The organism is Fibrella musci (assembly GCF_041321105.1).
Taxonomy (GTDB): domain Bacteria; phylum Bacteroidota; class Bacteroidia; order Cytophagales; family Spirosomataceae; genus Fibrella; species Fibrella musci.
This window is the reverse complement of record NZ_JBGGWD010000004.1, coordinates 417,956-441,537: the sequence shown is the minus strand read 5'-3', so window position 1 is coordinate 441,537 and position 23,582 is coordinate 417,956. Positions and strand designations below refer to the sequence as shown.

Genomic DNA, 23,582 nt, shown 5'->3' with positions numbered 1-23,582 from the left:
TGCTGACTAAGAACCAAACCAATGCCCAATATACGCAGCCGAACACGGCTAAATGCAGTATTTTCGCTTATGGTTAAATTGAGATTAAAGAAATAACAATTGAGTAACCCACCAGTGCAATTTTTTCTATGTCTATGACTATCTGGCTGAAAAAACCTATCGTTTGGCTTATCGTATTTCCCATTCTGCTAGGCGTAGGCTGGTTGCTAGCCCTTCCCGATCAGCCTGCTGCTACGGCCACCGTCGACCCGGCGGCGTATCGGGCCGAGATGATCGCTAGTCGGCAGAAAAAAGACGACTTCATGCGCAACAGCGCCGATTCGCCCCTGCTCGACAAGGAGGCTTTTAGTGGACTACCTTATTTTGACCCCGATCCCAGCTTTCGGGTACAGGCCCGGCTTGAACCGTTCCCGGCGGGTCAGTCGCAGAAACTGGTCGTGCATCTTACGGATGGATCGGAGGAAGTATATGAGAAGTACGCCCACGCCAATTTCACGCTCAACGGACAGTCCTGCCGGTTGTTGGTCCTGAAGTTCGACGGCAACCTGACGGTCCTGTTTCAGGATGCTACCTCAGCCAAAGAAACCTACGGTGGCGGTCGCTACATCGACATTGAGCCCAATACCGTAGCCGATAACCAGGTCGTGCTGGATTTTAACACAGCCTACAATCCATACTGCGCCTACAACCCCAACTACGCCTGCCCGCTGCCCCCGCCCGAGAACAAACTGCCGGTGGCCGTAAAAGCCGGTGAGCGCTACACAGCCCACGATTGAGACTAACTGGCTGGCGCCGTCGAGTGGTCGCTTTATTTGGTACTTGACAGCACCACGTACCCCCATGCCGCCATGCCGAACCGGTCGGCGCCAGTCAGGGTGTTTTTGATGGGTTTGAACACATTAGTATACGTACCTGCCTGCTGTTTCGACCGCAACGCCACCAGGGTCGGCTTGTCGCTCATGTTGACAATAACCACGACCCGATCACCTGCTTTTTCGCGGGCAAACGAAATCACCTGATCAGGTTTATCATTGAAAATCCGCACCATCTCGCCTCCTTCCGCACCATTCCAGAGCGCGTGGTTGCTGTGTTTCAACGCGAATAGTTTTTTGTAGAGATCGGCAAAGGGGTGTGTTTTCCAGTTGATGCTGTCTTTCTCGAAAAACTTCAACTGTTTCGGATTACCCGCCTCCTGACCGCTGTACACCAGTGGCATACCGTTTATGGTCCCGGTCAGGACAATGCAGGCTTCTAACCCTTTACCAAACTGCGTGAAGGGCGTTCCGGTCCACGAATTCTTGTCGTGATTGTCGGTAAACAGCATCCGATAGCCGTCCTGCGGAAACGTATTGACATCGTGGGCCATGTATTCGACCAGTCCGCTGATGCCTTTTTTGTCGACCGTGGTGTTGTGCATTTGATCATACAGGCTCCACGAATACGTCATGTCGAAAGCGTGTTTGTGCAGATCCCGCGATTCCCATTCGGCCAGCATAAATACAGGCTTGATGGCATCCAGTTCCCGGCGGGCATTGTCCCAGAAATCGACCGGCATGAATCCGGCCACGTCGCAGCGATACCCGTCGATATCGGTTTCTTTTACCCAGTACGTGAGCGCGTTGGTCATGTACTGCCTGATACCCGGCTGGTTGTAGTCGAAGTCGATGATGTCTTCCCAATCGTACCAGGGCGTAGGCTGAAAGTTACCCTCGGCAGTCTTGGTATACCAGTCGGGATGCTCGGTGGTAAGCGCATTATCCCAGGCTGAATGGTTGGCCACCCAGTCTAGAATTACATGCATACCCATGCTGTGAATGTTGGCTACCAGCGCCTTGAAATCGGCCATGTTGCCATATTCGGGGTTGACGCCGTAATAATCCTTCACCGAATAGGGGCTACCCAGCGTGCCCTTCCGGTTTTTCACGCCAATGGGATGGATGGGCATCAACCAGAGAATATCCACGCCCATCGCCTTCAGCCGGGGCAGGTGCGCTTCAAAGGCCTTGAACGTGCCTTCGGGCGTGTATTGACGGATGTTTACCTGATAAATTGTCGCGTTTTTGCTCCAGTCGGGGTGCTTCAGCTCAACATAGGGGTGCGGCTGATACACCGACGCATCGGCGGGCGTTGTCGCTTTGGAAGTGGAGGAGCTACCTGTTTTATCGCAGCCGGCGGCCGTGAACAATACCAGCAGAAGGGCGAGAAAAGAACCGATATTCGTCATGTTTCAGAAGGCGTTGCCAGGTTTAGGGGCTGATAATCCGCAATAAGCCAGCCGGTCTTGCTCAAAAGTACGCAGGGGCTTGCTTATTTTTGTGGTCATCTTAGTTGGCTCGACTAGCAACGGTCGGGCTTTTTTTAGATGGTCATGCATGCACACGGGCCGCCCATAAGCGCTTGTTCTCTTCGGCGAACGGCACGTACCCACGGCTCACCTGCATGCATGGCCTTCCTGCCTGAAACATGAATATTTCGTATAACTGGCTTACCCAATTCATTGACGTTGACCAGACGCCCGACGAACTGGGTAAGCTATTGACCAGTACCGGCCTGGAAGTTGACGGCATCGACACCATCGAAGCGGTGCCGGGTGGCCTGGCGGGCGTGGTGATCGGCACCGTACTGACCTGCGAGCGCCACCCCGACGCCGATAAACTGAGCCTGACTACCGTGGACGTGGGTGGCGAAACGCCCCTCAGCATCGTGTGCGGCGCGCCCAACGTAGCCGCCGGGCAGCGCGTAGTGGTAGCCACCGTGGGTGCTACGCTGCACCCCAGCAGCGGCGAGCCGTTTCAGATCAAAAAAGCCAAAATTCGGGGTGCTGCCTCGGAAGGCATGCTTTGCGCCGAAGACGAGATCGGGCTGGGTACGTCGCACGACGGTATTATGGTACTGACCACCGACCCCGCAGCGGCGGGGCAGGCTCTCCCCAACGGCACGCCCGCCGCCCGGTATTTTCAGCTTGAAGCCGACCACCGCATCGAGATTGGCCTCACGCCCAACCGCGCCGATGCCGCCTCGCACCTCGGTGTTGCCCGCGACCTCCGCGCGCTACTGGGCAAGCCGGTCAAATGGCCATCGGTCGACGCGTTCAAGGTCGATTCGACCGATTTTACCATTCAGGTACGTGTCGAAGATCCTGCAGCCTGCCCCCGTTACATGGGCCTTACGCTGAGCAATCTGCGTGTAGGTGACTCGCCCGACTGGCTGAAGAAACGCCTGCTGAGCATCGGCCTTACGCCCATCAACAACATCGTCGACGTCACCAATTTTGTTTGCCACGGGCTGGGCCAACCCATGCACGCGTTTGATGCTGCCGCCATCACCACGGGCGAAGTAGTGGTAAAAGCGCTGCCCGCTGGAACGCCCTTTACCACACTCGACGGCGTGGAGCGCAAACTGACGCCTACCGATCTGATGATCTGCAACGGCGACGCTGAGCCGATGTGTATTGGTGGCGTCTTTGGCGGCAAAACATCGGGCGTATCGGCCGAAACGACGCGCATTTTTCTGGAGTGCGCCTATTTCTCGCCCGCCTCGATTCGGAAAACCGCGCAGCAGCACGGCCTTAAAACCGACGCATCGTTCCGGTATGAGCGGGGCACCGACCCCAACATGCCGCCGTTTGCCCTGCGGTTCGCAGCCCTGCTGATTCAGGAAGTCGCGGGTGGTGAGGTCACGTCCGACGTGATCGATGTGTACCCGGAGCCCATTGCTGACTTCCGCGTACCGGTAACGTACCGCAACATCGACCGGCTCATCGGGATTCAGATCGACCGGCAACGGATGCACGATATCCTGCACGGCCTCGACATCCAAACCGACGAACTGACCGAGTCTGGATTCGTAGCGGTGGTTCCCCCCTACCGGGTCGACGTCACGCGCGAAGCCGACGTGGTAGAAGAGATTCTGCGCATTTATGGCCTCGACAACGTACCCCTGTCGGCAAGTCTGGCGGCCGATACGCTGTCGGAGTTTCCCGAAGTCGACGTCAATCAGTTGCAGGCCCGCATTGGAACGGTGCTGGCGGCAACCGGCTTTGTCGAAGCCATGTCGCTGTCGATGACCCGACCCGCCTACCACGAGGCAATTCGGGCCACACTCCCCCTCGCCGACGTGCGCCTGCTGAATCCGTTGAGCGAAGAACTCTCGGTGATGCGGCAGTCGATGGTATTCTCGATGCTCGACGCGTTGGTGTATAACCTGAACCGGCGGCAACGCGACCTCAGCCTGTTTGAGTTCGGCAAGGTCTACGGCAGTTCGGTCAGCACGGGCGACAACCCCGCCGAGGCGGGGCAGGCTCCCACCTCCGTCGCAAAATACCACGAATCGCCCCGGCTGGCGCTGGTGATGGCGGGTAACACCACGGCCGAAACCTGGCAGCAACCGGGCAAAGCCGTAGCGTTTCACGACATGGCGGCAGCGGTAAACCGCGTGCTGTCGTCGCTCCGGATCAAACCGACCGATCAACAGCCCGCCGACCCGACGCTGTTTCAATATGGTCTGACCTATACGTTAGGTAAAAAGCCGCTTGTAACCTTTGGGTTACTAAACCCGAAATTGGCTAAATTGGCCGATGCGAAAGTGCCTGTTTACTACGCCGATTTCGACTGGGCCCTGCTCACGAAGCGGTACAGCGGTAAGGCTAGTTACGCGGAGGTGTCCCGCTTCCCCGAAGTACGGCGTGACCTCTCGCTCGTGATTGACCGCTCGGTGTCGTTTGCGCAGATCGAGCAGGTAGCCCGGCAAACCGAACGTAAACTGCTGACGGGGCTGAACGTGTTTGATGTGTATGAAGGCGCTAACCTCGGCGAAGGCAAAAAAGCCTACGCAGTGAGTTTTACGCTACAGGACGCCACCCAAACGCTGACCGACGCCGTCATTGATAAAACCATGCAACGCCTGATGGCTGCTTTCGAACGAACGTTGGGAGCAACGATCAGAAAATAAGTTTTCAGTGCACAGGCGGGTCTGTTGGCCAAGCTGATCAGCCCGACAGACCCGCCTATAAACCGAAACCGCCAACTTGATGATTTCCGGATCACGGCTTTTTGTGTTGCTGGAAGATTTTGAGCACAAAATCTTCGATTTGACTGAGTTAGTGGCTCAGCAGAAACAACGTATTGCCCATCTGGAATCGGAAAACAACAGGCTGAACGAGCAGCTTCGGGACCAACAAAACCAGCTAAAACAACAAACTAAAAAAGCGGCAGATACGCCGCCCGCGCTTACAAAGTCGAAAGATTTTGGTAAACTTGTAAGCAGCAACCTACCTGATGCGGTTGCCCGTGAAGAAGTAAAGCAGAAGCTCGATGAGTACATACGCGATCTGGATCGTTGTATTACTTACCTGAGCACCTTGTCATAAAGTACCAGTACCCTGCGTGCCCCGGTTCACTAACCTGTTCATTCCTAGACCTTTTTGTGGTGAATCGGATTACGTGCCCTGTAATTGATCGAGTTGATGGAAGAACTGCTATCCATACACCTGAAAATCGCCGACCGCGATTACACCTTCAAGTCGCCACCTGAAGAGGAAACCATGCTGCGCGAAGCCTGGCGCCTCATCCGCGACCGTGTGGAGGTGCATCGCAACCGGGGTATGCGCGATACACAGGACGTAATGGCCCTGATTGCCATCGAATGCCTGGTGACCAGTCTGAAGTCAGACGAACAGTCGCGGCAGTTACAGAATCGGGTTTATGACAAAGTTGCCAAGCTAAATCAGTTGGTCATCTCCTCGATGGCATAACCTGGTTTTAGCCTTATTTCGCCTCACAGGCACCGTGTCGGAACAACAGGGCGCAGCGCTGCTATGTTCAACCTTAACGACACGAACAAATGACGACAACCAACATATTACTGATGTTCCTGAGCGATTTGCTGGCTTTGGGCATTGGTATTTTTGTGGGCCGGAAACTGCTTCACAAAACCTTCAGCGGGAAACAGCGGGAAGCCGAAGCCAAAGCCGCCGACATCATCAAGAACGCCGAATTGCAGGCCGAGACGATCAAGAAAGATCGGATGCTCGAAGCCAAAGAGAAGTACCTGAAGCTTAAAACCGAATTTGACGAGCAGAGCAACCAGAAACGGGGTCTGCTGCAACAAAACGAAGCCAAGCTGAAGCAACGTGAGCAGCAACTGATGCAGCAAGCCGACCAGCAACGTATCCGCGAAGGCGAACTGAATCAGCTTAAGAACGAGATCAATCAGCAGAAAGGCGCGCTGACGCAGCAAACCGAGGCTCTCAACCGCCGCGCCGCCGATGTAGATCGCCGGCAGGCCGAAGCCGATAAAATGCTGGCCGAACAGGTATCGCAACTGGAAAAAATCGCGGGGCTATCGGCCGAACAAGCCCGGGAGCAACTGGTCGAAACGCTGAAAGCCGAAGCCGAAACCCGTGCCTCGTCATACGTCAAAAACATCGTCGAGGAAGCGAAGCTAACGGCGACCAAAGAGGCGAAAAAGGTGGTGATCGAGACCATTCAGCGCACCGCCACCGAGCATGCCATCGAAAACTGCGTGTCGGTGTTCAACATCGAATCAGACGACGTTAAAGGCAAGGTGATTGGCCGCGAAGGGCGCAACATCCGTACGCTGGAAGCCGCCACGGGCGTCGAAATTATCGTCGACGATACGCCGGAAGCCATCATTATTTCAGGCTTCGACCCGGTTCGCCGCGAGGTGGCCCGGCTGTCGCTGCACCGTCTGGTGCAGGACGGGCGCATTCACCCCGCCCGGATCGAGGAGATTGTGGCCAAAACCCGCAAGAACATCGAAGACGAGATCGTAGAGATTGGCGAACGCACGGTAATCGACCTGGGCATTCACGGCCTGCACCCCGAACTGATCAAGATGATTGGCCGGATGCGGTTCCGGTCGAGCTACGGGCAGAACCTGCTGCAACACTCGCGCGAGGTCGCCAAACTCTGCGCCACGATGGCCGCCGAACTGGGCCTAAACGCTAAGCTTGCCAAACGCGCCGGTTTGCTGCACGATATTGGTAAAGTATGGCCCGAAGAAGCCGAACTGCCCCACGCTCTGCTGGGGATGGAACTGGCCAAGAAGTACAAGGAGAACCCCGAGGTGGTCAACGCCATTGGGGCTCACCACGACGAGATCGAGATGACGAGCATGATCTCGCCCATCGTGCAGGTGTGTGACGCCATTTCGGGCTCGCGCCCCGGTGCCCGCCGCGAAATGATGGAGTCGTACATCAAGCGCCTCAAAGAACTTGAAGAACTCGCCACCAACTTCCAGGGCGTTACCAAGTGCTACGCTATTCAGGCGGGTCGCGAGTTGCGCGTGATGGTCGATGCAGAACGGGTCACCGACGAACGGGCGGGTGCACTGTCGTTCGAGATTTCGCAGAAGATTGAAAAAGAGATGCAGTATCCGGGGCAGATCAAGGTCACGGTTATTCGCGAGATGCGCTCCGTCGCCTACGCTAAATAGCTGGGTACGTTGCCATAGGCACAAAAGAAAGCCGGGACTATTCCCGGCTTTCTTTGTTACAAGAAAATAGCATCGTTCCTACGCAACGTTATGAAAAAAGGACTTTTGATTACCCTGGGTATCCTGCTTCTGCTCGGCATTGGCGGCTACATCTACTATAACAGCCTCAAACAGAAGGCAGAATCGGAAGGCGGCGCCTACGACGGCACGCTGAAACCCCGACTTGAACTGAGCCGGTTTGACTTTACCGACATCAGCGACGATGCCATTCAGATGAATATGTACCTGCTGATCGACAATCCGCTGCCGGTTGGTTTCAAGGCAAAGCGTGTCGATTATAGCTTCTTTATTGATAATGAAGAGGTTGTCAAAGACAGTTACAACAAAGTCGTGGAGGTAAAATCGCAGGATAGTACGCTGGTGACGTTGCCTGCCAAACTACTGTCTGGGAAGCTGACGCGGGTGCTGAAACGGCTGGAAGCGCAGGGTACCGACAGTACGGACTACCGGCTGCGGACCACCTTCGACCTAGACGTACCCATCGCCGGTGAACGTACCTTCACGGTATCGCAATCACTGCGTGGCCCAACCTATCACATCCCGAAGATTGAGGTTAAAGACATTGATTTGGGCAAATTCGGGCTGAAGAAAACCGACGTTGCGGCAACGATCTCGTGCACCAACAGGAACAAATTCCCATATAACATTACCGACGCACGCTACACTGTCACGATCAACGGTAAAGAGATTGCGCAGGGCGTACAGGCCGAGCCCATCCTGATCAAAGCGCAGGGCACCACACCCTTTGTTTTGCCCGTGACGGTAAAACCCGGCCAAACGCTGGGATTACTGCCCAAAATGCTGTTCGATAAAAAGGATACGCCTGTTGAGATTGCTTTCAGCTGCAAGATCCTCGACAAGAACAACGACCCTATGTTCAAGAATAGCCAATTCGTGACAACCATCCGGGGTACGTTGGCTGAACTGATGAAGAAGCAATAAAAAGCGTGGGGCTGGAGGCGCGGAACAGGGGGTACAGGCTATGTTCCCCAAGCTCCGCGCCTCCAGCCCCACGCTTTTATAATGTCGGTTGATCGGTTACGACCTCGCCGCTGTTGCGGATAGCAAATTCCTGTCCTTCCTTGTCGCTCTTACGCACAAACGGTCGGATAATCAGGCGGGTACCTCGGTCATAGGTGAACAGGCGATAGAGCCAGTTACTCAACACAACCAGTTTGCTCCGGAAGCCGATCAGGTACCAGATATGGACAAACAGCCAGGCAACCCAGGCAATAAACCCGCTGAGATGCAGGTTTTTGGGCAAATCAGCTACGGCCCGTACGCGACCAATAATCGCCAGTGACCCTTTGTCGAAATAGTCGAATGGGCGAAGTTCACCACCCCGTTGCAGAAGCGTCAGGTTGGTTGCCAGGTGTTCGCCCTGCTGAATAGCCGGTTGCGCCACGCCGGGGTGCCCATTAGGCCATTTCTCCGTTTTCATGAGTGCGACGTCGCCTACTGCGTATACGCCATCAACCCCCTTGATGCGGTTGTATTCGTCGACCAGATAACGACCTTTCTCGACCGATGTGGTAGGTATGCCTTCGATTGTGGCCCCCGCTACACCCGCCGCCCAGATGAGCGTCTGCGCCTGTATGGTTTCGCCGTTTTTGAACGTAACAGTATCGCCATCATACGAATCCACCAGGGTTTTTACTTTCGTCACGACGCCCATTTTATCGAGATACCCCTGCGTTTTAGCCGCCGATTCGGGCGACATAGGCGGCAGCACCCGGTCGAGGCCTTCGACGAGGTAGATGTTCATCTTACTGAAATCCAGGCCCGGATAGTCGTTCGGCAACACGTGCTTCCGCATTTCGGCCAGCGAACCGGCCAGTTCGACGCCCGTGGGTCCGCCACCCACAATCACGAAATTGAGCAGGCTTTGCCGCATCACCGGATCTTTGATGATACTCGCCTGTTCGAACGATTGCAGCAACTGACTCCGAAGGTTCAGCGCGTCGGGGATTGTCTTGAGCGGAAACGAATTGTTCTTGATTGTATCGTTGCCGAAAAAGTTGGACCGCGAGCCGGTGGCAATCACCAGATGGTCGTATTTCAGGTCACCGATAAGCGTCTTGACGGTCTTGGCAGCGGGGTCTACGCCCGTCACGCGCACGAGCCGAAAATGGAAGTCGTCGTACTCTTCGTCGAAGAGTTTACGAAGCGGCTCGGCAATGGCGTCGGGTTCGAGGCCAGCCGTAGCCACCTGATAGAGCAGCGGCCAAAAGCCGTGGTAGTTCTGTTTATCGAACATCACGAGCTGAAAGCCCTTATTTTTCAGCCCCTTAACTAGGTTGATGCCGCCAAACCCGCCGCCAATCACAACGACGCGGGGCTTATCGGTATCCGGTATATTCAGTGATAATTTATCAAACTTCAGCATAACAGTCGTAGCGGCGGACCGCTTCCGTTAAGGCACGTACTCCTGTATGTACTGACGCAGCGGGGTATTTGTTTAAAAATCAGGGCGAACCAGTAACCAAATTGGGCTGTGTACCCGCGAACGAGTTGATGCCTTAGGCGCTTACCCGCTGAGTTTGCAACGACGTCTCAGACCGGGTACGTACGATTAGTGACTTAGCCCGATCCAGAAACCGATAGACCAGCGATGTCTGGGCGTAAAGGCTATGCAGCGTAATATGGTCGGGCCGATAATAGATAACGCGTTGTTCGGGCAATTGTACAATCGACATAGCATCTTCGGGCAAAATCCGATTGTGCTGGATCAGCTCGGCCGCGTATGCCTTTGCCTCATCCACCGAGGCAGCATAGGCGCGGTGCGTTTGCTGACCGTAATGGTAAGTAATTACGTATGATTTCATTAGGCTCTCAAATTAGGTATGCAATCATAGCAGGTATGAGTAACATAACCTATGAGTATTCGATTAAAAATCACCTAAATCTACCATTCTACTAGTCGAAAAGGACGTTTAGATAGACATTCATCTTGAAAATATATTATTCGGTGTGTGCTGATGTACCCGTTTGGTAACTAGTTACACACTAATTCCTTGTGAGCCAATCGGCTACTGTCTGATCGGGTAGTACTACCCTACTATTCCTCTTCGCTATTGTTTAGCTTACTGAGTAGACTGTAGCCACCCGCCAGCACAACCGGCGTTTTTGCGGGGTCGACGGCCTCAGGCAACGAGACCGCAACGTACCCAGCCTCGCGCACACCCGTGCGTACTTCCACCTGCCGAAACTGGTACGTTGTCGGCTGTCCTTCTTTCTTTTCCAGCACATACACATACGATTTGCCCCCGAAGCCAATAATGGCCGTTTCGGGCAACGTCGGTACCGACTGCGTTTTCACGTCGATCTGCGCCGACACGTACCCACCGGGAATAAAGACAGGCTTCAGCTCGTCGGGGTGCGCCAGCACGGGAATGGTGCGGTCGGGCGCGAGCGATTTGCCGATCAGGAACACGTCAGCCCGGTGAACAGGCGTTGCATCGCTTCCCATGCCAAACCGAACAGCCTGTCCCAGCCGAATCTGGTTGATGTCTTTCTCGAAGATGTTAAGTCGCACGTGCAGGTGTTCGACGTTCGTAATTTCTACAAGCACATCAGCCGGATTCACAAACCGCCCGGTATTCACAGGTACGTTGGTGATGTAGCCCGACGCCGGTGCCGGTACGCTGACGGTGCGCGTCAGGCGGGCGGGGGTTAGCTGCGTGGGGCTGATGCCCAGCATCGTCAGTCGTTGCGCAGCAGCGGCCAGTTGCGCCTGTAGACTCTGCCGGTTCGACCGCGTTTGCTGGAAGGTTTTGAGCGCACTCACGTTTTCGCGGCTTAGTTCCTCCTGCCGGGCGTAGTCGAGATCGGCGAAGTCGAGTTTGGCTTTGGTATCGAGATAGTCCTGCTGTAGCTGAATGTAGTCGGGGTTTTCGAGGACCACCAGCGTTTGTCCTTTTCGGACCCGCTGCCCCGGCTCAAGATCAATTTTACGGATATACCCGCCAAACGGCACCGATACCGACACCAGGTTTGAGGCCGGTACGTCGATTTGGCCGTTGGCCTTCAGCACAGTGCTCAGCGCCCGGTTTGAGGGTTGCCCCAGTTGAATACCCGCCATCGTGTACTGCGCCTGCGTGAGCGACACCAGCACCTCGCCGGTTTCGGTCGAGTCCTTCGCCGATGAGTCGGCAGTGGCGGCAAGCTCGGGGCCATTCCGTGTTTTTTCGGAGCCGCAGGCCGTTAGGAAAAGCACCATCAACCCCAGCCGACAGGCGGTTGACAAAGCAGAAAAAGCGTTCATAGTTTCGGAAGAAATCGTGTGTGTAGTGGCGGAATACCCTGAATGAACAGTTTATCAATAGCCTAGTAAATAGCTGATGTACAACACCGATTGGTTGTACTGATTCAGAATATCGAGATACGACGAGCGGATGGTGAGCGCCTGTTGCAGCGCCAGCGAAAACTCGACGTACCCGATGTCGCCCGCCCGAAACGACCGGCGCGCATTGGTCTGGATGAGTTGCGCCTGCGTGAGGCCATTTTGCTCGTAATAAGCCAATGCCGACCGGTACTGATTGTATTGGCTAAGGGCCTGTTGCAACTGCTGATTCAAAGCAAATTGCCCGGCCTGCAATTCGGTCTGAGCAACCTGCTCACCTACCCTCGCCGCTTCAACGCGGGCTTTCTGGGCGCTACCCAGCAAGGGAAAGGTTAGCCCGATTTGCCCACCCCAGAACCGCGAACCCGGCCCGAAATACAGCTCCTGCCCGTCGATCAGTTGATTGCCAATGAGGGTCTGCGAAAACAGACCAACCAGAAAATCGGGGCGGAGCCGTGCCTGTTCGACCAGCCGGGTTTGCTCGGCCACCTGTATTTGCTGCTGCAATTGCCGAAGCTGCGGATGCTGCCCCGCCTGCGTGCTTTGCAGGCTATCGAGGGCGACCGGAAGCGTTGGTTTGGGCAGGGGCTGCTCGGCCACATCGAAGGCGTCGGGTTTGTTGAGCAGCGTTTTCAGGCGCGTGCGGGCGGCCGTCAGGTCGGCGTCGAGTTGGGCCAGCCGTACCCGCTGATCGGCCAGTTGGCTCTCGGCCGTCGCTTTTTCGAGGCTACCCGTTTCGCCGGTTTTGAACCGAATGCTTGCCGCCTGCACAAACTCAGTCAGGAGGGTGTCCTGCTGCCGGAACAACCGCCGCCGCTGATGCAGGTAGTCGAGTTCGTAGAAGGTCGATTTTACCTCGTACCGGATCTGATGCTGGGTGACAGCCAGCGCCGCTTCCCGGGCCGTAACGGAGCGGTCGTTGAGGTCGGCCAGCCGCCGTACCAGCGCGGGGTTCGGGATGGTGTGCGAAACGGTCAGGTTATTGTCGAACCGGCGACTGTTGTATTGGCCCAGCAAGGCTGTAGCCGAGAGTCGCCCGGCGTCATAGGCTGTCCGGCGCAGTGCCTGTTGCTGCGTGATACCCAACGTACCCAGTTGAATTTGCGGGTTCCGGGTATTAGCCTGTTGCAACGCCTGCTCCAGCGACAGCAATTGCGGCGTCTGGCCGATGGCAGGCAACGTACCCAGCAGCAACAGGGCCGTCAGCGCCGCAGGTACGTTGCTTTTCGGGCTTTTCGCCGCGCGTTCGGCGATTTCCTTCGCCAGCGATTTTCGTTCAAAAATTGAGTACAGAATCGGCAACACAATCAGCGTCAACAAGGTAGCCGTCAGCAGGCCGCCAATCACAACCGTGGCCAACGGTTTCTGCACTTCGGCTCCCGCAGAGTTGGACAGCGCCATCGGAATAAATCCGAACGAAGCCACCAGAGCGGTCATTACAACGGGGCGAAGGCGCGTTTCAGCCCCTTGCCGGATAATCTCTTTCATATCAGTGAGGCCCTGCTCCTGCCGCAGGTGGTTAAATTCGGCCAACAACACAATACCATTCAGCACGGCCACGCCGAAAAGCGCAATGAACCCCACTCCCGCCGAAATGCTGAACGGCATATCGCGCAGCAGCAGGGCAAACACGCCCCCGATGGCTGCCAGCGGAATCGCCATGAAGATCATCAGGCTCTGGCGAATGGAATTAAACGTAAAAAACAGCAGGGCGAAGATGAGCGCCAGCGCCAGCGGAACGGCCACGCCAAGCCGCTGCTTGGCTTCGACCAGATTCTGGAACGTACCCCCGTAGGTGACCGAGTAACCCGCGGGTAGTTTGATGCGCTGGCTTACCTGCTGTTGCAGTTCAGCCACGATGCTCTCCACGTCGCGGCCCCGCACGTTGAAGCCGAGCGTAATGCGCCGCTTGGTCTGATCGCGCTGAATCTGGTTGGGCGCCTGTACAATCCGCACGTCGGCAATCTGGCTCAGAGGCAGTTGTTCACCGGCGGGCGTCGCCACGTACAGGTTCCGGATATCGTCGACGCTCTGCCGTTTGGTTTCGGCGAGCCGAAGCACCAGATCGAAGCGTTTCTCGCCCTCAAACACCGACCCCGCCGACTGCCCCGCAAAGGCCGTATTGATCGCCTGATTGACGTCCGACACGTTGAGGCCGTAGTGGGCAATGGCGTTGCGGTCGAGCTTGATCAGAATCTGGGCCAGCCCAGCCACCTGTTCGACATACAGATCGGCCGCCCCATCGATTTTCTGGATCAGGCGACCAACCTCACCGGCCAGCCGTTCCAGCTGGTTGAGGTCTTCACCGTAAATTTTCAGGGCCACATCCTGCCGGGCGCCGGTCATCAGTTCGTTGAACCGCATCTGCACAGGCTGCTGAAAACCAAACGTCACCCCCGGCACCACCGAGAGCGCTTCGGCCATTTTTTCGGCCAGTTCGTCGCGCGTGGTGGCCGACGTCCACTGGTCTTTGGGTTTCAGCACCACCATCATGTCGGCGGCTTCGATGGGCATCGGGTCGGTAGGCACTTCGCCGGAACCGATTTTGGCCACGACCTGCTCCACCTCGGGAAACTGTTTCAGCAGAATGCGTTCGCCTTTCAGCGTGGCATCGACCGTTTCGCTCAGCGAGCTACCAACGAGCGTGCGCGTGTCGACGGCAAAATCGCCTTCGTCGAGCTGCGGGATAAACTCGCCGCCCATGCGCGTGAAGGTAAATATGGCCACCACCAGCAACCCCACCGACGTACCCAGCACCAGCGCCCGATTCCGCAACGACCAGAGCAGTACCGGCTCGTAAACCCGGAAAATCCGGCCCATCAGTTTATCGGAGAAACTGGTTTTGTACTCGGTTTTCTTGCTCAGAAAAAGCGCCGAAATCATGGGTACGTAAGTCAGCGACAGGATAAACGCCCCCAGAATGGCGAAGGCTACTGTCAGGGCCATCGGCCGGAACATTTTCCCTTCAATGCCCGACAAGGCCAGAATCGGCAGGTACACGATCAGGATAATGATCTCGCCAAACGCCGCCGACGACCGAATGCGGCTCGCCGCCCCAAATACCTCCTCGTCCATCTGGGCCTGCGTGAAACGGGCAGGGATGGCAGAGGTTGTCTCGTCCGTTAGTCCATCCTTGCCCGCCCCTGCTACCCCTGCGCCGAAGGCACTCCCTGCGCGCAGCATAATATGGTGCAACGTGGCTTCGACGATGATGACGGCCCCGTCGACGATCAGGCCGAAGTCGATGGCACCGAGGCTCATCAGGTTGCCCGAGACGCCGAAGAGATTCATCATGGAAACGGCAAACAGCAGCGCCAGCGGAATCACCGACGCCACCACCAGCCCCGCCCGCACGTTGCCCAGCAGCAGCACCAGTACGAAAATGACGATCAGCGCCCCTTCCATGAGGTTCTTTTCCACCGTCCCGATCGCGCTGTTGACCATCTTGGTGCGGTCCAGGAACGGGATGATGTCGATGCCCTCCGGCAGCGTTTTCTGGATTTCGGCGATTTTGGCTTTTACCGCTTTGATCACCGCCGACGAATTTTCGCCTTTAATCATCATGACCACGGCCCCCACCGTTTCGCCCTCACCGTTGCGGGTTATGGCCCCGTAGCGCACCGCCGAGCCGACCTGCACCGTGGCGATGTCGCGCACCCGAACCGGTGTACCCAGTTCGCCGCCCCCCGCCTTGCCCAGTTGCACCACGATGTTGGCAATGTCGTCGGGATTCGCAATCAGGCCCTCCGAACGGATGAAATAGGCGTTTGGTTTTTTGTCGATATACGCCCCGCCCGTATTCTGGTTGTTCTGTTCCAACGCATGAAACAGGTCGGCGATGGTGATGTTGGCGCTACGCAGCCGGTCGGGGTCGATCGCGATTTCGTATTGCTTCAGTTGCCCGCCAAACCCGCTCACCTCGGCAACGCCCGGTGTGCCGAGCAGCCCCCGCCGGATCGTCCAGTCCTGAATGGTCCGCAGGTCGCTGAGGGTATAGCGGTTTTCGTAGCCTTTGCGGGGCACCACCGTATACTGGAAAATCTCGCCCAACCCCGTCGTAACGGGCGCCATCACGGGCGTACCCACGCCCGGTGGTATTTGTCCCGTCACGGTTTGCAGACGTTCGGCAATCTGCTGCCTCGCCCAGTACACGTCGGTCGCATCGGTAAACACCACCGTGACGATCGACAGGCCAAACCGCGAAAAGGAGCGCAGTTCGGTAATGCCCGGAATGTTGGACAGGCTCACCTCGATGGGGAACGTGACAAGGCGTTCAATGTCTTCGGCAGCCAGCGACGGGCTGCTCGTGATCACCTGCACCTGATTGTTGGTGATGTCGGGCACGGCATCGATCGGCAATTGAGTAGCCGACCAGCCTCCCCACAGCACCAGCCCCAGCGTGAGCAGGCCGATAATGAGTTTGTTCTGGATAGAGAACCGGATAATGGCATTCAGCATGAACGTAGAGGATTGAGCTACGCGTCATTCATAGTCATTGGCCGTCAAGCATTGCCGACGCAACGAATGACCATGAATGACCGCAAAGCGAATGAAAGCAAGGCGCACTGACGCGAAGCAACCGTCTACCGTCGGGGAGGATTGATGAGCGAACGAATCGCGGCGAAGGCATACAAATCAGCCTTCCGGAAAAAAGTAGCCCTGGCTACCCGGATGAGCGACACCGCCGAGGGTTCGGCTTCCAGCCGCAGGGGGCTGGGGGTCGGCACCGATACAAAATGGCCCGCCGAAGGCAGGTTGTGATGGCAATGATTGGGGTGTTTCTGATGCTCCGAATTGGTATCGTAATGCATCAGCAGAAAATCGACAAAACCCAGCGACGTGTCTTCGACCCGGTGGTGCTGGTAATGATGAATCAGCTCTGCCCAGCGGGCCGACTGGTCAATGCCAAAGCCGGGAAGCAGACTGCTCCCGAGCATAAGCTGAACCAGAAAAAGAGCCACAATGGATTTCATCGCTGAGGTCATTACCATTAGCCCGGTTGGCTAACGATTCGGCAATTTAGTCAAGTTCGGCGTACGATCGACCCGTTCGACGCAGAACCTATTCACCCCAGATACCCTGCGCCCGGCGCGACACCAGTTTGTCGGCCTGAACACTCCCCAGAATGGCCGTAATGGCCAACGACACAATCGATGCCATCACGATGCCTTTGATACCAAAGTTTAAATAACGACCAAACAGCAGGCATAGCGGCAGGTTGATGATGGCCCCCGCCAGAGTGGTGTAGAGTTGCAGTCGGATTTTACCAAAGCCATTAAGCACTGTTACGGCAATGTTATTCCAGCAAACCAGCAGCACGAACGTACCCATCAGCCCATGCAGCGGCCAGTCGATCACAAAAGCGCTACCCAGCCAAATTTCGTAAATCAGTGGGGCCAGTAAAAGCAGCGAGGCAATGGCGACGAGCGTCAGCAGCCAGCTGAATTTCAGACGGCGATAGGACCGTTTCACCCAATCCAGTTCGTTTTTCACATAAGCCTCGGTGAAAGCCGACCAGAAAGGCGAAATAATGATGAAGAAGAATGAGTTGATGGCATTGTAATACCGGAACACGACGCTGTAATCCGTCACGTATTTCGGACCGAACAGCTTGGAAATAATAACATTGTCGGTGTAGTAAATAACGACACCCGCCAGTTGAATCATAAAAAAGCGAAAACCCAAGCTCATCAGCCTGGGCCGCACCGACCAGTCGACATATTTCCAGGACGGTTTATAGGTACGGAGTGATCCCTGGTAGTAATAGATGCTGAACAGCAGCAGCACACCAACGGGCATCAGGCCGAAAACCAGCGCTACCGATAGCAGATCGTCGACGCCATTGGTACTCAACAGCCAGATACCCACCACCGATCCTAAGTTGATAGTCAGGTAGATGACGTTAGACAGGGCCGTTTGTTGCAGCGACAGTAGCACATACGACACCGTGTCGAGAATCATTTTCAGGCAAAAACTCGCCAGCGTAATAAACACCAGTAAGCTGACGTAGGAGTCGGGTAGCGGGAAGTTGGTCAGTCGGTGCCAACTGGTTTGATAAATCAACACCCCCGACGCGGTCAGCAACACGGCCAGAATACCAATAAACAACGCATAAGCGGTGCTGATGTAGGTACGTCCCAGCACATGGTTGTCCTCGGCTACCACCTCCGTCAGGCGATTACGCAGGCCATTGCCCAACCCGACATCGAAAAATGAAGCAAACGTAACCAACGAGCTGATGGCTACCCAAATGCCGTTTTGCTCCGCTCCCAGCAGGTCGATGGTGAGCCTCACCAGCCAGAACGACAGAAAGATATTGCTGATTTTGATCAGCACATTGGTGGCCGCGTTGGCCAGGGCGCGCTTACTGCGCGGATGGGCAGTCCGCAATGACTCAATCCGTACTGATAGCTGCTGGTAAAGTTGATTCAACGTCGTAGGCTGTAATGGAACACGCTCAACTACACCGCGCAGTGAGTTTTACTTTCCCTGGACGTTGAGCCACTTTATAAGTAACGCTACGTTGGGTACTGCCAGCTTCCCCGGTAGGGTCGGCTGAGCAGCGCATTGGCTTCGGGATCGTTGACAATCGTCTGCGTAGCCTGATCCCAGGCTACGCTTCGCCCCAGTTTTAACGATAACATGCCAAGTAGGGCCATGGTTGTCGATCGGTGGCCAATTTCGATGTCACAGACCGGCGTCTGGTTATTTCGGATCGAATCGGTGAAGTTGGCCCAGAGCCCGGCGATATTCTGGTCGTCGGGTTTGTCGAGTTTGGCATCCTGATGAATCGTCGGCTTCTTCGGGTCGACGGGGTAAAACGTCCAGCCGTCGAGCCAGCCCATGTGGAACGTCCCCTCTGTGCCGTAAAAGTAGCAACCAACCGCCTGGTTGGGCATTGTTTTCTCGGCATTGTTACCCGCAAACTGCCGATGTTCCCAGACAGCCGTGAAATTTTCGAACTCATACGTCGCCACCTGATGATCGGGCGCGTCGGTCTGATCGCGGCGAATAGCCCGGCCACCGGTCGAATACACTTTACGCGGCGCTTTCTCGTCGGTCCACCACAGAATCTGGTCGAGCCAGTGAATGCCCCAGTCGCCGAGTTGTCCGTTGGCGTAGTCGAGGTACTGCCGGAAACCGCGCGGGTGCATCGTCGGGTTGTAAGCCCGGAGCGGCGCTGGTCCGCACCACATGTCCCAGTCGAGGTCGCGCGGTGGCTCAGCGTCGGGCGTAACTTTCCCCTCACCGCCGCCATAACTCACGAAAGCCCGCACCATCCCGATCTTGCCCGCTTTCCCCGATTTCAGAAAGTCCATGCCCGATACGTTGTGGGGCGAAATGCGCCGGTGCGTGCCCACCTGGCAAACCTTACCCGTGGCCCGGGCCGCCCGCACCATGGCCTTGCCTTCGTTGATGGTGTGGCTGATGGGCTTCTCCACATACACGTGAGCACCCGTCTGCATGGCCGCGATGGCGATCAGCGGATGCCAGTGGTCGGGCGTAGCCACAATGGCGATGTCGGGTTTTTCGGTGTTCAACAACTCGCGGAAATCGCCGTAGAGCTTGGGCCGTTCGTTGCTGAGCTTGGTTACTTCGGCCTGCGCCCGTTGCACCTGCGCTTTATCCACGTCGCAAAGCGCCACCACCGTTATCTCGCCCGACTGCATGGCCGCGCGCAGGATATTCATGCCCCACCAGCCGGAGCCGATGAGCGCCACCCGAAATTTCTGCGGTGGACGGTGGTAGATAAACGGGACAGCCGAAGCTGGTGAATTGGGCAACAGCAACGTACCTGCGGTGGCTAACGTGGCTGTTTTTAGGAAATCGGAGCGGTTCATGGGCAACGCACGAGTGTAGGGATAGAAGCCATCGGCCAGGGTAGCCGACAGCCTCACTTGCCAAAGACGCAACGGCCCGTTTTTTCATGCCCACCCAGCCTACGCCGATAGCGTCCGGGTACGTATCGTGCGAATGAGCCAGTAGAGCAGTAGCCCAACCGGCCCGAGCATGAAGCAGAAAAACAGCGGTACGATGATCAGCCAATGCCGAATCTGTTTCTCCTGTGAATCGCGCAGCACGAACGTACCTGCCACCAGATCGAAGGCCAGGTAATGCACCCAGCCGGCCAGCATCACGCCGTCGCCCCCAGTGGTAAACAGGCGTTTAATACCCGGCAAAGAGCCAAACGCCGCAAAATCGACCGGGCCACCACTGAACAGGTAGATGGCGTAAATGACCGCCAGACAAACCGGAATCAGATACGACTGCATGAGCCACCGGGTCACGCGCCAACGCGGCGCCACGATCATCAGCAGCCATTGGGGCAGCACCAGGGTATTCGCCAGTTGAAAAACAGCTTCGGGAGACATGGAGGAGAGTTTACGGTTTGACGTTTAGGGTTTAAGGTTTGACGTTGCTGTCGCATGGCCCTTCGACTTGGCGGCAGCAACGTCAAACCTTAAACCCTAAACGTCAAACGAATTTACTTCGCTTTGGCCTGACTCAGCACGCGCAGCAGGTTACCTCCCCAAATCTGGGCGATGTCTTTGGCGGAATAGCCGCGCCGAACCAGCTCCTGCGTCAGCGCGTCGATTTCGCTCACGTCTTCGAGGCCGTTGACGCCCCCGCCCCCATCCAGGTCCGACCCGATGCCCACGTGGTTGATGCCGACCAGCTTCACGATATGGTCGATGTGGTTGACAATGTCGGCGACGCTCGCCCGCTCCGATGCATACACCCGCTTCACCGAGTCGGTCTGGGCCTGCTGCCGGGCCTCCATCGCCGGGGTACGTGCCTTACCCACGCCCGACATGCGCAGGCTCGTAAGGGCGGCCCGGTGCGCATCTGATGGTTTACGCAGGTAATCGCTGACAAAATTGACCTGGATCACGCCCCCTTTTGCCGCCAGCGCCCGAATCATGTCGTCGGTCATGTTGCGGGGAAAATCGCAGAGGGCGCGGCAGTTGGAGTGCGACGCAATCACGGGTACTTTCGAGAGCGCCAGTACGTCATAGAACGACTTGTCCGACACGTGCGAAATGTCGATCAGCATGCCCAGCCGGTTCATTTCGGCCACCACCTGCCGCCCAAACGGGCTGAGGCCGTTGTGCATCGGGCCGTCGGGGTCGGTGGCCGAGTCGCAGATGGCATTGTTGGCAAAATGGGAAAGCGTAACGTACCTGCACCCTTTATCGAAGTAGGTTTTCACCAGCGACAGATCCTCGCCGATGGGGTAGCCGTTCTCCATCCCGATGAAAATGGCCCGCCTGCCCGCTTTTTCCAGCCGGTAGGCATCGGCGGGGGTAGTCGCCAGTTCGGCCACATCGGGGTATTTTTTCAGCGCCGTTTCGATCAGCGCAAACTGGTTCAGCGCATTGCGTTTGGCTTCGGCGTGGCCTTCCGGCGTGCGCGGTCCCTGCGCCGTATACACCGCAAAAAACATGGCGTCCATGCCGCCCGCCGCCATCCGGGGAAAATCGATCTGCGACTCATCACGCTGGACATCGTGCCGAACGCCTACGTCGAACCCCGGTTTCTGCATCATGATTGGCGCATCGGCGTGCGTGTCGAGGGTCAGTATACGCTCGTGAAGGGAGGTCGATGGGCGGGCTGTTGGGGTACAGGCCGTCAGCAGGAGCAGCAGGGCTGGGGAGAAGCGGGTCATGGTGCAAGGTAACGAATTGGCAAGGTTCCCGCCAACCCGCCCCCCGCCCGAAACTTTCCCCCGAAACCGGCCGTTTCCGAATGAGTGAAAGCGAGTATGCAGGGGGAGCACGCGTTTACCCTTTATGGCTTTTACTCAGTCACTCTTTCTATCTTTCGCTCTTTAAGCAAGCCATGATCGTTCCGTACAAAGATAAAGATGCCTCGAAACGGCAACAGGTGGGCGAGATGTTCGACAACATCGCGCCGAAATACGACTTCCTGAACCACTTTCTGAGTGCGGGCATCGACATTCTGTGGCGAAAGAAAGCTATCCGGCTGCTACGGCCGTTTGCACCCAAACGCATCCTCGACATTGCTACCGGCACGGGTGACCTGGCGCTGGAAGCCCTCTCGCTGAAACCCGACAAAATCATTGGCGTCGATATTTCGGAGGGCATGCTCGCCGTGGGGCGGCAGAAAATGAAAGAGCGGGGCGTCGACCACATCATCGAACTGCGCTCGGGCGATTCAGAACGATTGCCGCTGGCAGACAATGAATTCGACGCTGCCATCGTTTCCTTTGGCGTACGCAACTTCGAGAACCTGCTGGCGGGCCTCACCGATATGCACCGCGTTGTCCGCCCCGGTGGCGTCTGTCTGGTGCTTGAGTTTTCGCGGCCCCGCCGGTTTCCGTTCAAACAGTTCTACAATTTTTACACCGCTACAGTCGTGCCCTTTTTCGGGAAGATGGTCAGCAAAGATACCTCGGCGTATGCGTACCTCGATGAGTCGATGAAGGCCTTCCCCGACGGCCCCGATTTCATTCAGGTGTTTGAAAAAGCCGGTTTTCGTCATACTCAATGGATTCCTCTTTCCTTCGGCATCGCGTCGATTTATCTGGGCCAAAAACAGCCATCGTAGCGATCCGCTGCGCGAGTGTCGTTGCCCTGTGGCTGCTGCTCGCGCCGATAGCCCTGGCGCAGTCGACCTACAAATACATTCGCAAGCACAAGGAAGACTACGACGACAAGGTGGTCCATTTCGGATTTTACTACGCGCTGCCTTTTACGCGCTACAACCTGACGTACCGGCCCGATTTTGCCGCGTCCACATCGTATCCATCGTTGCTGCGCATCACCTCGCCTACCAACTCGGGGTTCCGGGTGGGGTTCTCGGTGAACACCTACATGAACGACCACTTTGACTTCCGGATGACGCCCGGCGTGTCGATCTATAGCCGGGAGGTGAAGTATGCCTACGCCAACGCCGAGGACAAGAGCGACGTGCGCGAATCGACCTGGATCGAACTGCCCTTTGTGTTTAAATACAAATCGGCGCGGCGGCTCAACTCGCGCATGTACCTGTTGGCCGGGGCTGTGGTGGGCATTGAAACCAACGTGAAGAAGCGCCTCGCCCAGAGTCAGGGACGCCTCAACACCAACACCACCGACCTCTCCATCGAGTACGGCATCGGCTTCGAGCAGTTTTTCGAATACTTTAAGTTTGCGCCCGAACTGCGGTTCACCCACGGCCTGCCCAACGTCTTTGCGGGCAACACCGCCAACCCCTCAAGCGCCGGCATTCAGCGCCTCACCACCCACGCCGTGACGCTGTACCTGCACTTTGAGTAGCGGTGTGGTCAGATCCCCGATCTGACGATTTTGGGGTCCCCGACCCCAGTGCAAGCAACCACGTTAGTCACACCTCGTTCCCTCTACGTACCCCATCAACAGGCTCGGTCGGCGATCGCATTCCAGCCTGATAGCCCACCCTCGGAACGTACCTGACTTTCAGGATTTTGTAAAAAACTTCATCTTTTTTAAGCAAAATGCTTGCAAAACGGCCGTTTAGGCCCCTATCTTTGCACCACCAAAACGGAAGAAGACACCGCAGCGGCAAGGGAGTTTAGCTCAGTTGGTTCAGAGCATCTGCCTTACAAGCAGAGGGTCGGGGGTTCGAATCCCTCAACTCCCACAACAAATTATCAGCCAGTTAGCAGCCATGTTAACTGGCTTTTTTGCGTCTGGGTAAGTTATTACTTTGATGAGCTTAAGCGTGCGCAATTGTCTATCAACAG

18 protein-coding genes and 1 tRNA gene are annotated in these 23,582 nt (G+C 56.4%); 9 read left to right on the top strand and 10 right to left on the bottom strand.

The window, feature by feature from the left end:
• Positions 1-134: 134 nt before the first annotated feature.
• On the top strand, positions 135-776 hold the full coding sequence (locus ACAW74_RS15040; protein WP_370699025.1) for a DUF1684 domain-containing protein: 642 nt from the start codon (positions 135-137) through the stop codon (positions 774-776).
• Positions 777-808: 32 nt separating this feature from the next.
• Here ACAW74_RS15040 and ACAW74_RS15035 read toward each other — a convergent pair whose 3' ends face one another.
• A complete protein-coding gene (locus ACAW74_RS15035; protein ID WP_370699024.1) occupies positions 809-2,224 on the bottom strand; it encodes an alpha-amylase family glycosyl hydrolase in 1,416 nt (471 codons plus the stop codon).
• A 239-nt stretch (positions 2,225-2,463) separates the two neighbouring features.
• Here ACAW74_RS15035 and pheT point away from each other — a divergent pair, with 239 nt between their 5' ends.
• The 5 genes from pheT to ACAW74_RS15010 all read left to right on the top strand — a co-directional run bounded on the left by pheT (position 2,464) and on the right by ACAW74_RS15010 (position 8,457).
• A complete protein-coding gene (gene pheT, locus ACAW74_RS15030; protein ID WP_370699023.1) occupies positions 2,464-4,950 on the top strand; it encodes a phenylalanine--tRNA ligase subunit beta in 2,487 nt (828 codons plus the stop codon).
• A 79-nt stretch (positions 4,951-5,029) separates the two neighbouring features.
• A complete protein-coding gene (locus tag ACAW74_RS15025; RefSeq protein ID WP_370699022.1) occupies positions 5,030-5,368 on the top strand; it encodes a hypothetical protein in 339 nt (112 codons plus the stop codon).
• Positions 5,369-5,464: 96 nt separating this feature from the next.
• Complete coding sequence (locus tag ACAW74_RS15020; protein ID WP_370699021.1) at positions 5,465-5,752, top strand: cell division protein ZapA; 288 nt, start codon at positions 5,465-5,467, stop codon at positions 5,750-5,752.
• An 89-nt stretch (positions 5,753-5,841) separates the two neighbouring features.
• On the top strand, positions 5,842-7,455 hold the full coding sequence (gene rny, locus ACAW74_RS15015) for a ribonuclease Y (protein ID WP_370699020.1): 1,614 nt from the start codon (positions 5,842-5,844) through the stop codon (positions 7,453-7,455).
• 90 nt (positions 7,456-7,545) lie between these two features.
• Positions 7,546-8,457, top strand: a complete 912-nt coding sequence (locus ACAW74_RS15010) for an LEA/WHy family protein (protein ID WP_370699019.1) — start codon at positions 7,546-7,548, stop codon at positions 8,455-8,457.
• A gap of 76 nt (positions 8,458-8,533) precedes the next feature.
• Here ACAW74_RS15010 and ACAW74_RS15005 read toward each other — a convergent pair whose 3' ends face one another.
• From ACAW74_RS15005 to ACAW74_RS14965, 9 genes are all read right to left on the bottom strand, one after another.
• Entirely contained in the window at positions 8,534-9,901 is a 1,368-nt protein-coding gene (locus ACAW74_RS15005) for an NAD(P)/FAD-dependent oxidoreductase (protein ID WP_370699018.1), read from the bottom strand.
• Positions 9,902-10,034: 133 nt separating this feature from the next.
• Positions 10,035-10,340: a hypothetical protein gene (locus ACAW74_RS15000; RefSeq protein WP_370699017.1), complete on the bottom strand. Its 306-nt coding sequence runs from the start codon at positions 10,338-10,340 to the stop codon at positions 10,035-10,037.
• Between the two features lie 233 nt (positions 10,341-10,573).
• Positions 10,574-11,779 (bottom strand): efflux RND transporter periplasmic adaptor subunit, encoded by a 1,206-nt coding sequence (locus ACAW74_RS14995; protein WP_370699016.1) that lies wholly within the window; start codon positions 11,777-11,779, stop codon positions 10,574-10,576.
• 54 nt (positions 11,780-11,833) lie between these two features.
• The gene (locus ACAW74_RS14990; protein ID WP_370699015.1) at positions 11,834-16,315 is read right to left on the bottom strand and encodes a CusA/CzcA family heavy metal efflux RND transporter; all 4,482 of its coding nucleotides are present in this window, start codon (positions 16,313-16,315) and stop codon (positions 11,834-11,836) included.
• A gap of 125 nt (positions 16,316-16,440) precedes the next feature.
• Entirely contained in the window at positions 16,441-16,830 is a 390-nt protein-coding gene (locus ACAW74_RS14985) for a hypothetical protein (protein ID WP_370699014.1), read from the bottom strand.
• An 88-nt stretch (positions 16,831-16,918) separates the two neighbouring features.
• On the bottom strand, positions 16,919-18,289 hold the full coding sequence (locus tag ACAW74_RS14980; protein WP_370699013.1) for a lipopolysaccharide biosynthesis protein: 1,371 nt from the start codon (positions 18,287-18,289) through the stop codon (positions 16,919-16,921).
• 86 nt (positions 18,290-18,375) lie between these two features.
• Complete coding sequence (locus ACAW74_RS14975; protein WP_370699284.1) at positions 18,376-19,698, bottom strand: Gfo/Idh/MocA family protein; 1,323 nt, start codon at positions 19,696-19,698, stop codon at positions 18,376-18,378.
• A gap of 99 nt (positions 19,699-19,797) precedes the next feature.
• Positions 19,798-20,229 carry an ABA4-like family protein gene (locus ACAW74_RS14970; protein WP_370699012.1) on the bottom strand — a complete coding sequence of 144 codons (432 nt, stop codon included), beginning with the start codon at positions 20,227-20,229 and terminating at the stop codon, positions 19,798-19,800.
• A gap of 113 nt (positions 20,230-20,342) precedes the next feature.
• A complete protein-coding gene (locus tag ACAW74_RS14965) occupies positions 20,343-21,524 on the bottom strand; it encodes a dipeptidase (protein ID WP_370699011.1) in 1,182 nt (393 codons plus the stop codon).
• Between the two features lie 173 nt (positions 21,525-21,697).
• On the opposite strand from ACAW74_RS14965, the gene ubiE reads away from it, so the two are divergent.
• The 3 genes from ubiE to ACAW74_RS14950 all read left to right on the top strand — a co-directional run bounded on the left by ubiE (position 21,698) and on the right by ACAW74_RS14950 (position 23,479).
• Positions 21,698-22,426 (top strand): bifunctional demethylmenaquinone methyltransferase/2-methoxy-6-polyprenyl-1,4-benzoquinol methylase UbiE, encoded by a 729-nt coding sequence (gene ubiE / locus ACAW74_RS14960; RefSeq protein WP_370699010.1) that lies wholly within the window; start codon positions 21,698-21,700, stop codon positions 22,424-22,426.
• Positions 22,366-23,136, top strand: coding sequence for a type IX secretion/gliding motility protein PorT/SprT (gene porT, locus ACAW74_RS14955; protein ID WP_370699009.1), 771 nt, complete (start codon positions 22,366-22,368; stop codon positions 23,134-23,136). The genes ubiE and porT overlap by 61 nt, the downstream gene beginning before the upstream one ends.
• Before the next feature lie 268 nt (positions 23,137-23,404).
• Positions 23,405-23,479: transfer RNA gene (locus ACAW74_RS14950), tRNA-Val, on the top strand.
• Positions 23,480-23,582 lie beyond the last annotated feature (103 nt).

What these genes read in the sequence shown, in the direction of transcription:
- ACAW74_RS15025 (WP_370699022.1), top strand. Translation starts at nt 5,030, where the DNA reads ATGATTTCCGGATCACGGCTTTTTGTGTTGCTGGAAGATTTTGAGCAC.
- ACAW74_RS14990 (WP_370699015.1), bottom strand. Translation starts at nt 16,315, where the DNA reads ATGCTGAATGCCATTATCCGGTTCTCTATCCAGAACAAACTCATTATC.
- ACAW74_RS14965 (WP_370699011.1), bottom strand. Translation starts at nt 21,524, where the DNA reads ATGACCCGCTTCTCCCCAGCCCTGCTGCTCCTGCTGACGGCCTGTACC.
- ACAW74_RS14995 (WP_370699016.1), bottom strand. Translation starts at nt 11,779, where the DNA reads ATGAACGCTTTTTCTGCTTTGTCAACCGCCTGTCGGCTGGGGTTGATG.
- ACAW74_RS15005 (WP_370699018.1), bottom strand. Translation starts at nt 9,901, where the DNA reads ATGCTGAAGTTTGATAAATTATCACTGAATATACCGGATACCGATAAG.
- ACAW74_RS15040 (WP_370699025.1), top strand. Translation starts at nt 135, where the DNA reads ATGACTATCTGGCTGAAAAAACCTATCGTTTGGCTTATCGTATTTCCC.
- ACAW74_RS14975 (WP_370699284.1), bottom strand. Translation starts at nt 19,698, where the DNA reads ATGAACCGCTCCGATTTCCTAAAAACAGCCACGTTAGCCACCGCAGGT.
- ACAW74_RS14970 (WP_370699012.1), bottom strand. Translation starts at nt 20,229, where the DNA reads ATGTCTCCCGAAGCTGTTTTTCAACTGGCGAATACCCTGGTGCTGCCC.
- ACAW74_RS15000 (WP_370699017.1), bottom strand. Translation starts at nt 10,340, where the DNA reads ATGAAATCATACGTAATTACTTACCATTACGGTCAGCAAACGCACCGC.
- rny (WP_370699020.1), top strand. Translation starts at nt 5,842, where the DNA reads ATGACGACAACCAACATATTACTGATGTTCCTGAGCGATTTGCTGGCT.
- ACAW74_RS14985 (WP_370699014.1), bottom strand. Translation starts at nt 16,830, where the DNA reads ATGAAATCCATTGTGGCTCTTTTTCTGGTTCAGCTTATGCTCGGGAGC.
- ACAW74_RS15010 (WP_370699019.1), top strand. Translation starts at nt 7,546, where the DNA reads ATGAAAAAAGGACTTTTGATTACCCTGGGTATCCTGCTTCTGCTCGGC.
- pheT (WP_370699023.1), top strand. Translation starts at nt 2,464, where the DNA reads ATGAATATTTCGTATAACTGGCTTACCCAATTCATTGACGTTGACCAG.
- porT (WP_370699009.1), top strand. Translation starts at nt 22,366, where the DNA reads ATGGATTCCTCTTTCCTTCGGCATCGCGTCGATTTATCTGGGCCAAAA.
- ACAW74_RS15020 (WP_370699021.1), top strand. Translation starts at nt 5,465, where the DNA reads ATGGAAGAACTGCTATCCATACACCTGAAAATCGCCGACCGCGATTAC.
- ACAW74_RS15035 (WP_370699024.1), bottom strand. Translation starts at nt 2,224, where the DNA reads ATGACGAATATCGGTTCTTTTCTCGCCCTTCTGCTGGTATTGTTCACG.
- ubiE (WP_370699010.1), top strand. Translation starts at nt 21,698, where the DNA reads ATGATCGTTCCGTACAAAGATAAAGATGCCTCGAAACGGCAACAGGTG.